At 67.1% G+C, this 12694-nt stretch carries 11 protein-coding genes; 6 read left to right on the top strand and 5 right to left on the bottom strand.

Going from position 1 to position 12694, the window contains the following annotated elements:
• Positions 1-3: 3 nt before the first annotated feature.
• Together K7G82_RS17285 and K7G82_RS17280 are read right to left on the bottom strand one after the other, a co-directional pair.
• The gene (locus K7G82_RS17285; protein WP_222991158.1) at positions 4-1173 is read right to left on the bottom strand and encodes a glycosyltransferase; all 1170 of its coding nucleotides are present in this window, start codon (positions 1171-1173) and stop codon (positions 4-6) included.
• A 50-nt stretch (positions 1174-1223) separates the two neighbouring features.
• A complete protein-coding gene (locus K7G82_RS17280; RefSeq protein WP_222991157.1) occupies positions 1224-2060 on the bottom strand; it encodes a class I mannose-6-phosphate isomerase in 837 nt (278 codons plus the stop codon).
• Between the two features lie 138 nt (positions 2061-2198).
• Between K7G82_RS17280 and K7G82_RS17275 the strand changes: the two genes are divergently transcribed.
• The 6 genes from K7G82_RS17275 (at position 2199) to K7G82_RS17250 (ending at position 9544) form a co-directional block, all read left to right on the top strand.
• A complete protein-coding gene (locus tag K7G82_RS17275) occupies positions 2199-2981 on the top strand; it encodes an outer membrane protein assembly factor BamD (RefSeq protein WP_222991156.1) in 783 nt (260 codons plus the stop codon).
• A 170-nt stretch (positions 2982-3151) separates the two neighbouring features.
• Complete coding sequence (gene recN / locus K7G82_RS17270) at positions 3152-4816, top strand: DNA repair protein RecN (RefSeq protein ID WP_222991155.1); 1665 nt, start codon at positions 3152-3154, stop codon at positions 4814-4816.
• Positions 4817-4833: 17 nt separating this feature from the next.
• Positions 4834-6945, top strand: a complete 2112-nt coding sequence (gene ligA, locus K7G82_RS17265) for an NAD-dependent DNA ligase LigA (RefSeq protein WP_222991154.1) — start codon at positions 4834-4836, stop codon at positions 6943-6945.
• Between the two features lie 144 nt (positions 6946-7089).
• Complete coding sequence (locus K7G82_RS17260; protein ID WP_222991153.1) at positions 7090-7755, top strand: PilZ domain-containing protein; 666 nt, start codon at positions 7090-7092, stop codon at positions 7753-7755.
• Positions 7756-7986: 231 nt separating this feature from the next.
• Positions 7987-8364, top strand: a complete 378-nt coding sequence (locus K7G82_RS17255; RefSeq protein ID WP_222991152.1) for a hypothetical protein — start codon at positions 7987-7989, stop codon at positions 8362-8364.
• 1 nt (position 8365) lies between these two features.
• The gene (locus K7G82_RS17250) at positions 8366-9544 is read left to right on the top strand and encodes a low temperature requirement protein A (protein WP_222991151.1); all 1179 of its coding nucleotides are present in this window, start codon (positions 8366-8368) and stop codon (positions 9542-9544) included.
• A 9-nt stretch (positions 9545-9553) separates the two neighbouring features.
• On the opposite strand, the gene K7G82_RS17245 is transcribed toward K7G82_RS17250, so the two are convergent.
• From K7G82_RS17245 to K7G82_RS17235, 3 genes are read right to left on the bottom strand one after another with little or no spacing between them, the layout of a single operon-like run.
• Positions 9554-10468, bottom strand: coding sequence for a 50S ribosomal protein L11 methyltransferase (locus tag K7G82_RS17245; RefSeq protein WP_246623643.1), 915 nt, complete (start codon positions 10466-10468; stop codon positions 9554-9556).
• Complete coding sequence (locus tag K7G82_RS17240; protein ID WP_222991149.1) at positions 10458-11147, bottom strand: SDR family NAD(P)-dependent oxidoreductase; 690 nt, start codon at positions 11145-11147, stop codon at positions 10458-10460. Before K7G82_RS17240 ends, K7G82_RS17245 begins: the two co-directional genes overlap by 11 nt.
• Before the next feature lie 49 nt (positions 11148-11196).
• A complete protein-coding gene (locus tag K7G82_RS17235) occupies positions 11197-12543 on the bottom strand; it encodes a methyl-accepting chemotaxis protein (protein ID WP_246623642.1) in 1347 nt (448 codons plus the stop codon).
• Between the last annotated feature and the right edge of the window lie 151 nt (positions 12544-12694).

Genomic DNA, 12694 nt, shown 5'->3' with positions numbered 1-12694 from the left:
CCGTCAGGCGCCGCGCGCGATTGCCGACAGATGCGCGAACAGCGCCTGGCTGTTTGCCGGCCAGGTGAAGCGCGCGGCCGCGGCCCGAACCACCGACGCCGGCGGCGGATCGCCGACCAGCGATGCGATGGCGGCGGCGATCGCGGCGGGGGTGCGTGCCGCGATCCGGCCGATAGCGGGGCTTTGCACCACTTCGCGCGCGCCGCCCGTGTCGGTGATCACGATCGGCGTGCCGCAGGCGAGCGCTTCGACCCAGGCATTGGCCAGTCCTTCGGACGCCGAAGGCAACGCCATCACGTCGGCGGCGGCCAGGATCTGCGCGATCTCGTCATGCGGCAGGCTGCCGGTGAAGCGCACGCGTTCCGAAATGCCGAGCTTCGATGCCTGCGCTTCGAGTGCGACCCGATCGGGGCCGTCGCCCACAAGCATCAACGTGACGCCGGGGAGCGACGCCACCGCATCGATCAGGATCGCCTGACCCTTGCGCGGGATGAGCGCGCCGATGCTGGCGACGAGCGGCCCCGTCACGCCGAGTTCGGCCTTCAGCGCCGCGCGGTCGCGCGGTGCGAACCGGTCGAGGTCGACGCCGGTGTGATGGACGCGAATCCGCTCTTCAGCCATGCCGAGCGCTACCATGTCGCGTTTCATCGCGTCGCTCACCGCCAGCAAACCGGCCGCGTTGACCCCGGCCAGATGCACCGCGTCCGCAGTGGCGGGCTGGTGCCCCCAATAATGGATATCGGCACCGCGCGCCTTGACCGAATAAGGTAGGCGGAGCGCCTGGGCGACGCGCATCGCCGCCGGGCCGTCGGGAAAGAAGAATTCGGCGTCGATCACATCGAAGGGCCGTTCGGCATGCAGCCTGCGCGCGATCGGCAGGATGGCGCGCGCCATCAGCGCGCCGCTCGCGCGGCCATTGGCGCCGGGAATCACGGGGAAGCGGGGGCGATGAATGCTCAGCCCCTTCCATTGCTCATGCCCGGGGAGCTTCGCGAGCGCGCGATAGCGGGCATGGCGTGACAGCGGCCATGGCGGGATGCCGACCGGCGCGATCACTTCGATCGAGACATCGTCACGCGCGGCGAGGCCAAGCGTCTGCCGTTCGACGAACACGCCGAAAACGGGCCGGCTCTCATCGGGAAAGAGCGAAGCGATGGTGAGGACACGCAGCATCGCCGGCAGCATAGGACGGTGAGGGTTAAATTCCTCCCAGCGCCTTACGCTCAGCGCAATATGTCGATCCGCTCGGCCAGAGGATAGGCGAACAGCACGTCGCTTTCGCCATCGGTCGCGATTGTCGCATCCGCGTGCACGAGCCAACATTCGCCGGCCTGCCATGCTTCTCCCGCGATATCGCCGGTGCCGCTGATCGGCACGAACCAGCCGGACATGCCCGGCGGCAACGCGATCCGGCCCCGTGGCGCGCGCCAGCGTTCGAGCACGAATTTCGGCCCTTCGGCCAGGATCGTACGGCCCGGCGCCGGAGTTTCGGGCGTGAAATTGGGCACGAATGGTTCGGGATCCGACACCGCGATGCCATCGTCGAGATGCAGTTCGCGCGGCCGGCCATAATCGTAGAGCCGATAGGTGAGGTCGACATTTTGCTGGACCTCGATCAGCGTGATGCCCGCGCCGATCGCATGGACGGTGCCGGCGGGTGAGTAATAGACCTGGCCGGGTTTCACCGGCTTCCAGTCGACCAGCGCCTCGATGCTGCCGTCGAGCGCGGCGGCGCGCAGCATTTCGCGGCTGACGGGCCCGCGGGTGCCGATCGCGATGGTCGAATCGGGCTCCGCCGCCAGGATCACCCAGGCTTCGTCCTTCCCGCGCGCATGGCCCGACGCGCGTGCCGCCGCATCGTCGGGATGGACCTGGATCGACAGCCTCTCCGCCGTGAAGAGATATTTGACCAGCAGTTCGGGCGTTTCCTCGGTTTCGTCCTGGAACCAGATCTCGCCCACCGGCGCGCCGTCGGCCGGCGGATCGGTAAAGCCCGGCCACAGCGAATGCCGGCCCCAGGGCTTCTCGACACGGCGGGTGGTCAGGCGTTTGGCGGTCATCGTGGCTCCGGGCGCTGGCTGCGTATCAGTCTGGCTGAATGCGCCCGTGCGGGCAACGGTTCCGCACGTTCGGCCGACGCATCCATGGGCTCGGCAAACCGCTTGGCGAAGCCCCAAGGCTCGGCTAGAACCCGCGCCATGCGTAGCCTTTCCCTGAAGCCGCTGGCTCTTGCCGCCGCCGCCGTCTCCCTTGTCGCGCTGGCCGGTTGCGCCAACAAGAATTCGCAGAAGCGTGCCGACACCAACTATGTCGCCCGCGACGTCAACACGCTCTACAATGCGGGCAAGGATCGGCTCGATCGCGGCCAGTACAAGCTGGCCGCCGCGCTGTTCGACGAGGTCGAACGCCAGCATCCCTATTCGCCCTGGGCGCGCCGCGCGCAGCTGATGAGCGCGTTCAGCTATTATGCGGCGAAGGACTATACCGAATCGATCCAGTCGGCGCAGCGCTTCCTGGCGATCCATCCGGGCAACAAGGACGCGCCCTACGCCTATTATCTGATCGCGCTCGATTATTACGAGCAGATCACGGACGTCACGCGCGACCAGAAGATCACGCAGCAGGCGCTCGCGGCGCTCGGCGAGCTCACGCGCCGCTATCCCAACACCCGCTATGCGGCCGATGCGCGGCTGAAGATCGATCTCGTCAACGATCACCTTGCCGGCAAGGAGATGGAGATCGGTCGTTTCTATCAGCGCCGGTCGCAATGGCTGGCGGCGGCGGCGCGTTTCCGTTCGGTGGTCGACCAGTATCAGACCACCACGCACACGCCGGAAGCGCTGATGCGCCTGACCGAATCCTATCTCGCGATCGGCATGCGGGAGGAAGCGAAGAAGTCCGCGGCTGTGCTCGGCACGAATTATCGCGGCACGAAATGGTATGGTCGCGCCTTTGAGCTGATGCAGAAGAATCCTGTCTGAACGCCCGGTCGGCCGTCCTCGTTCGAGGATGAATGACGCGGCTCGAAAGATCGGCCAGGGCGGGCTGCGCGATATGAGAATCGCACCGCTCGCTCTTGTCATGTGCTGCCGCATCGTTTTTGCGGAAAACCGGTTCCCACTTTTCCGCACGATGCTTTAATCAATCCGCGATGCTGTCCGTCCTGTCCATTCGCGATGTCGTCCTGATCGAGGCGCTCGACCTGGAATTCGGTCGCGGCCTTGGCGTGCTCACCGGCGAAACCGGTGCCGGCAAATCGATCCTGCTCGATTCGCTCGGTCTTGCGCTCGGCGCGCGCGCCGAAAGCGGGCTCGTCCGCCAGGGGCAGACCCAGGCCGTGGTCAGTGCCAGCTTCGAGATCGCCGATCCCGCACATCCCGCACGCGCCATGCTGACCGAAAATGGTCTGGCGACGGCGGCAGGCGAGCCGGTCGTCGTCCGCCGCGTGGTGAAGGCCGATGGCGGCAGCCGCGCCTTCGTCAACGATCAGCCGGTCTCCGCCGGGCTGCTGCGCGAGCTGGGCAGCATGCTGGTCGAGATCCACGGCCAGCATGACGATCGCGGATTGCTCAACGCGCGCGGTCATCGTGGCTTGCTCGACAGTTTCGCGCGGGCCGATGTCCGCGCCGTCGCCGCGGCGCATGGTGCGTGGCGCGCCGCCGAACAGGCGCTGGCGCGCGCGCGCGCCGATATCGAGACCGCCGCGCAGGATCGCGACTGGCTGGAACATGCGATCGACGAGCTCTCCCGCTTCGCGCCCGAGGATGGCGAGGAAGAGACGCTCGCCGCCGAACGCGCCGACATGCAGAAGGGGGCGCGCCTCTCCGAAGACATGGTGGCGGTGATGGATGCGTTCGACGGATCCGACGGCGGCCTCGCCCAGCTTCGCCAGGCCGCGCGCCGGCTCGATCGGATGTCGGGTGAACACCCACTGCTCGCCGAGGCGCTCGCCGCGCTCGACCGCGCGATGATCGAAGCGTCGGATGCGGAGGACAGGCTGAACCAGGCTGCCGAGGCGCTGCGCCACGATCCCGAGCGGCTGGAGACGATCGAGACGCGGCTGTTCGAATTGCGCGGACTGGCGCGCAAGCACCGCGTGGCACCCGATGCGCTGGGCGAATTGCTGCGCGAACTGACCGAGCGCCATGGCCGTATCGAGGCAGGGGCGGAGGGGCTGGTCCGGCTCGAAGCGGAGCTGGCCGAGAAAGCGGCGATCTATCTGCGGGCGGCTGAAGCGCTGAGCCTTGTCCGCCAGGCGGCGGCGGTGAGGCTCGATGCGGCGGTGGCCTCCGAACTCGCGCCGCTGAAGCTCGACGCCGCGCGCTTCCGCACTGTCGTCGAACCATTGCCTGAGGGGCAGTGGAGCGCGGAAGGGCGCGATCGCGTCGAATTCGAGATTTCCACCAATCCCGGAGCGCCCTTCGCACCGCTCGCCAAGATCGCCAGCGGCGGCGAATTGTCGCGCTTCATCCTCGCGCTCAAGGTCGCGCTCGCCGAAGAGGGGGGCGCCGGCACCATGATCTTCGACGAGATCGATCGTGGCGTCGGCGGCGCGGTCGCGTCGGCGATCGGCGAACGGCTGGCACGACTGGCGGACAAGGCGCAATTGCTGGTGGTGACGCACAGCCCGCAGGTCGCAGCGCGGGGCGCCGCGCATCTTCTGATCGCCAAGAGCCATGACGGCACCGTCACGCGCACCGGCGTGACCGCGCTCGACGAGGGGGAGCGCCGCGAGGAGATCGCGCGCATGCTGTCCGGCGCCAATATCACCGATGAAGCCCGCGCGCAGGCGGGCAAGCTGCTGGAGGCCGCGTGACGGGCGGGAATGGCATGATGACTACCGAAGCTGATGCCGCCGCCGAGCTGGAGCGGCTTGCCGCGGAGATCGCGCGGCACAACCGGCTCTACCATACGGATGACGAGCCCGAGATATCGGATGCCGACTATGACGCGCTCGTGCGGCGCAACGCCGCGCTGGAGGCCGAGTTTCCGCATCTGATCCGTGCCGATTCGCCCAGCCGGGCGGTCGGGGCCGCGCCAGCCGGCCATCTCGCCAAGGTTGCGCATGCGCGGGCCATGCTCAGCCTCGACAATGCCTTCGCCGATGATGATGTGATCGAGTTCGTCGTGCGCGTACGACGTTTCCTGGCGCTCGGCGCCGAGGATCGCGTCTCGCTGACCGCCGAGCCCAAGATCGACGGGCTTTCCTGCTCGCTCCGCTACGAAAAGGGCGCGCTGGTGCTGGCGGCGACACGCGGCGACGGCAGCACGGGGGAGGATGTGACCGCCAATGTGCGGACGATCGCCGATATCCCGCAGCGGCTGAGCGGCGACGTGCCCGATGTGTTCGAGGTGCGTGGCGAGGTCTATATGGCCAAGGCCGATTTCACCGCGCTCAACGCGCGGCTGCTCGCCGAGGCGGATGATCCGGAAAAGGCCCGGCAATTCGCCAATCCTCGCAACGCCGCCGCCGGTTCGCTGCGTCAGAAGGATCCGTCGGTCACCGCGTCGCGCCCGCTGCGCTTCCTCGCGCATGGCTGGGGCGAGGTTTCGGCGCTGCCGTCCGACACCCAATATGGCGTGATGCGCGCGATCGCGGGATGGGGATTGCCGGTCAGCGACCTGCTGATCCATGGCGAAGTCGTCGAAGCGGCGCTGGCGCATTATCGGCGGATCGAGCAGATGCGCGCCGATCTGCCCTTCGACATAGACGGCGTCGTCTACAAGGTCGACCGGCTCGACTGGCAGCAGCGGCTGGGCTTCGTGGCGAAGGCGCCGCGCTGGGCGATCGCACACAAATTCCCGGCCGAGCGCGCGCAGACCACACTCAACGCCATCGACATCCAGGTCGGGCGCACGGGCAAACTCACCCCTGTCGCTCGGCTGGAAGCGGTGACGGTGGGCGGCGTGGTCGTGACCAATGCGACGCTGCACAATGCCGACGAGATCGGCCGCCTGAACGCCTGGCCGGGCGATCGTGTCGTCGTGCAGCGCGCCGGCGACGTCATCCCGCAGATCGTCGAGAATCTCTCGCGTGACGAAGCGCGCGGCACCTGGCTCTTTCCCCAGGCCTGCCCCGAATGCGGCTCCGCCGCCGAGCGCGAGCCCGGTGAAGTCGATTATCGCTGCACCGGCGGCCTGATCTGCCCCGCGCAACGCGTCGAGCGGCTGCGCCACTTCGTCTCGCGCCATGCGCTCGATATCGAAGGACTGGGGCTGACGCAGATCGTCCAGTTCTTCAATGACGGGCTGATCGCCAGCCCGGCGGACATCTTCAAGCTCAGCGAAGAACAGTTGCTCGCGCGCAAGAAGAAGGGCGATGTCTGGGCCGCCAATCTGATCGCCGCGATCGATGCGCGCCGTGCGCCGCCGCTCGATCGCTTCCTGTTCGCGCTGGGCATCCGCCATGTCGGGGAGGTGACGGCGCGCGATCTGGCGCGGCGCTATCGCAGCTGGGCGGATTTCCGCGCGCTGATCGACCGCGCGATCGAACGGCGCGGCGAACTCGTCCAGGCGGTCGGCGAAACCGACGAGAAATTCCTCGCGCGCGAGGCGAAGGAACTGGCCGCGGTCGTCGAGACGCCGGGGGTCGGGCCGGAGGTCGCGCTGGCGCTGATCGATTTCTTCGCCGAGCCGCACAATATCGAGGCGGTCGACGATCTTCTCGGTCAGCTTTCTCCCGCCGACGTGATCCACGAGACCCGCGCGTCGGAGGTCAGCGGCAAGACCGTGGTGTTCACAGGCACGCTCGAATCGATGAGTCGCGACGAGGCGAAAGCCCAGGCCGAATCGCTCGGCGCCAAGGTCTCGGGATCGGTTTCATCCAAGACGGATCTGATCGTGGCGGGGCCGGGCGCGGGTTCGAAGCTCAAAAAAGCCGCCGAACTCGGCATCTCCGTCATCGACGAGGCCGGCTGGGCGCGGATCGTTGCCGAAGCTCAATAAACTGGCATGATTAGATAAAATGTTAGTAGATTGGCCGATGTTTAGAGAGTTTTAACTGTTGGCGGGCATTCTCCATAGCCGTGGGGGGATGGAAATGGCGTGTTTCCGTCCAAAGCATTTTCAAGCAAAAGGCTGGACACCCCCATGGCCCAAGGCAGTGCAATTACAGGCAAATCTCGTCTGACGGATGACGATCCGGCGATCGCTGGCATCTTCATTCCGCAGCCCGATCGCCGTCAGGATCAGCGCCTCATCACCATCCTTCGGGTCGGCAAGATGATCTGCGCGCGCAACCAGGAACTCTGCCTGATCCGCAATATATCCGAAGGCGGATTGATGGCGCATGTCTATTCACCCCACGAAGTGGGTGATCGCGTCGTGATCGAGCTCAAGTCCGATCATTGCGTGGCGGGCACGATCCGCTGGCTGCAGGGCGACAATGTCGGCATCGTCTTCGACGAGCGCGTCGACGTTGCCGAAGTGCTGCGCAACCGGGGTGTGGCGGATGGCCGTCGGCCGCGCGCGCCGCGCCTTGAGGTGCGGGGCTATGCGCGGCTGCGGATCGGTTCGGAAACCTGGCGCGTCGAGGTCAGCGATCTTTCGCAGGGCGGCGCCAAGGTGAAGGTGTCCGATTATCTGCCCGTCGACGAGGACGCGGTGGTGACGATCGATGGCCTGCGTCCGGTGAAAGCCGTGATCCGCTGGCAGGAAGGCGATTATGCCGGCCTGGAATTCCTGCCGATTATTCCCCTTGAAGAACTGGTCCAATGGCTCGGCCTGCGGCGCGAGCGCGAGGAACGCGAGAACTGATCGAGGATGCCTTAGGGCATCGTGCGGAAAATGCCTGCCCTGCGCAGGCGGGGGGTGGGACCGGTTTTCTGCAAAAGCAATGCGATCACAGATATCCAGAGCGGGCTGCGCGATTCATGTTCCGTGCAGCCCGCTCTCGCATCGTCGGGATCGCTCAGCCCTTGCCGCTTCACTCTTGCCATGGGGCGCCGCTGACGGAATAGTCGGCGTGCTGTGGGCAAGGGGGTGGCGATGGACCGATCCGGGCTGGAAGGGCGCGATGCACTGTTCGTGATGGCGCGGGTGCTGATCGCCAGTGTGTTCGTGGGGCTGGGGCTCGAGCGGATCGTCGTCATGCTGGGCGGCAGCGTGCCATTCTCGCCCGGCGCATTCGGTTTCTCGGCATTCGAGGCGGCGGCCGGCATCGCGATCATGATCGGATGGCGGGTTGCGGTCATCGCGCCGCTGATGGCGGCTTTCCTGCTTGTCGATGCCGTCCTCTCGCATCCCTTCTGGGCGGTGCCGGCGGCCGATTTCCACGACCAGTGGCTGCATTTCCTCAAGAATATGAGCGCGATCGGCGGCCTGCTCCTGCTGGCGCTGCTCGCCCGCGCGCGCGGGCCGGCCTGAGATGGCGGATCCCGCCGCGCAGGGCCTGCTGCGCCTTCGCTCGCACACGCATGACGATGCGAAGGTCGGCTATGTCGAACTGTTCTTCGATCTCGTCTTCGTCTTCGCGGTCACCCAGCTCAGTCACGGCCTGCTTGCGCATCTGACGCCGCTTGGCGCCGTTCACACGGCCATGCTGCTGCTCGCGGTCTGGTGGGTCTGGATCTACACCGCCTGGGTCACCAACTGGCTCGATGTCGAGCGGATGGCGGTGCGGCTGCTGCTGTTCGTGCTGATGGGGCTGGGGTTGCTCATGTCGCTCTCGATCCCGCAGGCCTTTGGTGGGCGCGGCACGGTGTTCGTCGCGGCTTTCCTGACGATCCAGATCGCACGCCCGCTATTCATGCTGGCCGCGTTGCGCGGACGCAGCCCCGATAATTACCGCAATTTCCAGCGGATCCTGATCTGGGCGCTGCTCTCCGCGCCGCTCTGGATCGGGGGCGCGCTGGCGGAAGGGCAGTCGCGGACGCTCTGGTGGGCGGCTGCGCTCGCGATCGACTATGCCGGCCCCCTGCTCGGTTTCCTGGTGCCCGGGTTCGGCCGGACATTGACTGCCACATGGAATGTCGAGGGGCATCATCTGGCGGAGCGCTGCGGGCTGTTCGTGATCATCGCGCTGGGCGAATCGGTTCTGATCACCGGGGCGACCTTCGCCGAAGTGCCATGGAGTGGCGCGGAGATCGCCGGGTTTGCCAGCGCCTTTCTGGGCACGGTCGCGATGTGGTGGATCTATTTCAATGTCGGCGCGGTGCGCGGCAGCGACCGGATCGCGCATCATGACGATCCCGGGCGGATGGCGCGGCTCGCCTATACCTATCTCCATCTGCCCATCGTCGCCGGCATCATCGTGAGTGCGGCGGCCGACGAACTCGTGCTCGCGCATCCGGTCGGTCATGCGGCGGGCATGGCGGTCGCCGCGATCCTGGGCGGGCCGGCGCTCTATCTGCTGGGCAATATGGCGTTCAAGCGCACCACGGCCGCGCATTTCCCGCTGTCGCACATGGCCGGGCTCGCCATGATCGCCGGGCTCGCCATGGTCGCCGGCCATATGGAGCCGGTGGCCCTTTCCGTCGCGACCACCGCGATCCTGCTGCTTGTCGCCGCCTGGGAGACGCTCTCGTTCAGGCGCGGGGCCGCCTGACTCTCCCGGCTATTTGCCGCGCCGCTTGACCAGCCGGAGCGTCGGCCAGTCGCCACGGTCGATCCGGTCGGCCAGCCGCAAACCTTGCCGGCGATAGGCGTTGGCGACGCGCTCGGCCTGGCTGTCGAGAAGTCCGGCCAGGATCAGCGTGCCGCCTTCCTCCAGTGCACCGGCGATGGGCGCCGCCATCTCGATCAGCGGCCCCGCCAGGATATTGGCGATGATCAGGTCATAGGGCGCACGGTGCCGCAGCAGACGGTGGGACATGCCGGGGGCCACCGCCAGGGCCAGCCGGCCCTCCCGGTTGCCGATGCGGATGCCGTTCAGCGCCGCATTCTCGCGGGTAACGTCGATCGCGATCGGATCGATGTCCGACGCGGTCGCATAGGCGTGCGGCCAGAGATGCATGGCGGCGAAGGCGAGCAGGCCGGTGCCGGTGCCGAGATCGAGCATGTCGCGGAACACCGCGCCCCGCTGCTTCAACGCATCGAGCGTCAGCAGGCAGCCTGTCGTCGTCTCGTGCTGGCCGGTTCCGAAGGCGAGCCCTGCCTCGATCAGGAAGGCGCGTGTGCCGGAAGGGGCGGTACCCGCATGGGTCGATGTGTGGACGTAGAAGCGCCCGGCATGAACGGGTTCGAGCCCGGACTGGCTCATCGTCAGCCAATCCTGCTCGTCCAGCCGCTCGATCCTGGGCTTTTTGCGCCCCGCGCTCGGCACCAGCCGGCGAATGATCGCGATCGCCTCGTCGTCGGGTTCGACTTCGAAATAGGCGTCGAGCCGCCAGGCATCGGGATTGTCCGGTTCGTCCTCGCTGGTCATCAGCACCGGCGGCGACACCAGCATCGCCAGCGCGGGGACCTCGCCGTTCAGCGCCTGCGCTTCGGCCAGCGTGCAGGGCAGGGTCAGTTTCCAGCTATCGGACATAGCTTGCTCCATTCACGTCGAGTACCGCCCCGGTCATCGAGGGTGGCGCGGAAAAAGCGCAGAATGCCGTGACCTCGGCCACCTCCTCCGGATCGGCGACCTTGCCCAGAGGAATGTCGGCAAGCAGGCCGCCGCCGTCGCGGCTCGCCAGATACTCGTCCGCCATGCCGGTCAGCGTGAAGCCGGGGCAGATCGCGAAGGCATGGATGCCCTCGTTCGCATAGGCGCGCGCGATCGTCTTGGTCATCGCGACCATGCCGGCCTTCGACGCCGCATAGTGCCAGTGCGCCGGGCTGTCTCCGCGATGCGCGGCGCGGCTGGCGATATTGACGATGCGGCCACCCTCGCCGCGTTCGTGGAAGTGCAGCACGGCGAGGCGGCAGAGCTCGGCGGACGCGGTCAGGTTGATCCGCATCGTCCGTTCCCAATCCGCGACCCATTGGTCGTGCGGCGTATCGAGCGGCGTCGCTTCGAAGACGCCGGCATTGTTGACGAGCACGTCGATCCGTCCGTCGAGCCGTTCGAGCGCGCTCCGCCACAGCCGGGCCGGCGTCGCGGGATCGGAAAGGTCGCCATCGGCGCTGCCGGTGCCGACGATGCGGGCGCCGCCCTGTTCGAGCCGCGCGGCGATCGCGGCGCCGATCCCGCGGGTGGCGCCGGTAAGAAGGATATTGATCATGGGGCCGCTTTAGCGGCGGAGATGGCCTCAGCCTAGGCCCGCGTGCAGGTCAACCGATCCGCGCGACATAGCTCCCGGCCGCCTGTTTCAGCGTGCCGATGCGCTGCGCCATCGTGCCGAATCCGGTTTCGAGCTGATCGATCTCGGTCGCGACATTCTCGGTGTCGGCACGGATCGCGGCGATGGTGCCCGACATCGAATCGGCGGCCAGGGCGGTCTCGTCGACCGCGGCGGTGATCATGGTGACAGTCTGGGCCTGCAATTCCATCGCGTCGCGGATGCGCTCGGCAGAGGCCTGCACCTCGCTCACCGTCTGGCGGATTGACGCGCTGGTCTGCACGGTGGTGCGCGTAGCGGTCTGGATCGCCTCGATCTTCGCGGCGATCTCGTCGGTCGCGCGCGCGGTCTGGTTGGCCAGCGACTTCACTTCCTGTGCGACCACGGCGAAGCCGCGTCCCGCATCGCCGGCGCGCGCCGCCTCGATCGTCGCGTTGAGTGCCAGCAAATTGGTCTGGCCGGCGATCTCGCGGATCAATCCCAGGATCGATTCGATCGATTCGGCGTGCGAGGACAGCATCTGCGATACGCCCACCGCTTCGCCTGCCTGGCTCGACGCGCGCGTCGCGATATCGGCGGCGACCTCCACTTCGGCGCGCGCATCCTCGATCGCGCGGATCAGGCCGGCGGCGGTCTGCGCGGCCTCGCGCATCGCCAGAGCCGATTGTTCGGCGGCGGACGCCACTTCGGACGCCTTGCTGAGCATGCCGCGCGCCGACGCGGACGCGCCATGCGCCTGGCCGCGCAGCGCCTGGCCGATTTCGGACGCGATCTCGACTTCGCTCGCGATGCGTTCGTTGAAGGTGCCCGCGCGCTCGGCGCGTTCGGCACGCGATTGCTGGACGTTCCGCGAACGGATGAAATCGGCCATGATCTCGGCCTCGATCACGCCGATCCGCTGGATCGCCTCGACGCCCCGGCGATAACGGTCGGGTTCGTGCCCGATCGCTTCCCACAGCGCCTCGGTCGCCTGGTTGCCGGCGTGGCAGAGCGCGCCGAGCAGGCTGTAGAGCGGAACCCCCGCCGCACGGATATAGGCGGCATGGCCGATCGCCAGATCGGCCCAGGCCTGGCTGGTCGGATCGGCGAATTTGGCGAGGATATAATCGCGGCTGGCGGCGACCGCCTCGGCCAGCTTGGCTTCGCCATATTGATGCCGGATCGGCGCCGCCCCCTTGGAACGCAGAAACTGTTCCCAGAAATCGCGGGCGATGCTTTCCGCAGATGGCCCGATCAGGGCATGGACATCGCGGCAGGCGGGCGCGAGCTGGCCGTCCCAGTCGAAATCGGCCAGGCGCTCCGCGATGGAAATCGTGATCTGCTGATCGGCCTTGCTCATGGCTGCGCCCCCGGAATGTGCATGGGGAACGGGCATAGCCGCAGTTGGTTAATGACCTGTTAGTTGGGCGCATGGCGTGTTGCATGCCGGCAATCTTGGGCTTAGGGCCGGTCGCGCAGGTCGTGATGCCGGGCCGCCAATGGCGTGATCC

This window comes from Sphingomonas colocasiae (assembly GCF_019880585.1).
Lineage (GTDB): Bacteria > Pseudomonadota > Alphaproteobacteria > Sphingomonadales > Sphingomonadaceae > Sphingobium_A > Sphingobium_A colocasiae.
Note: the sequence above shows the minus strand (reverse complement) of the source record. Positions and strands in the feature narration are given on the sequence as shown.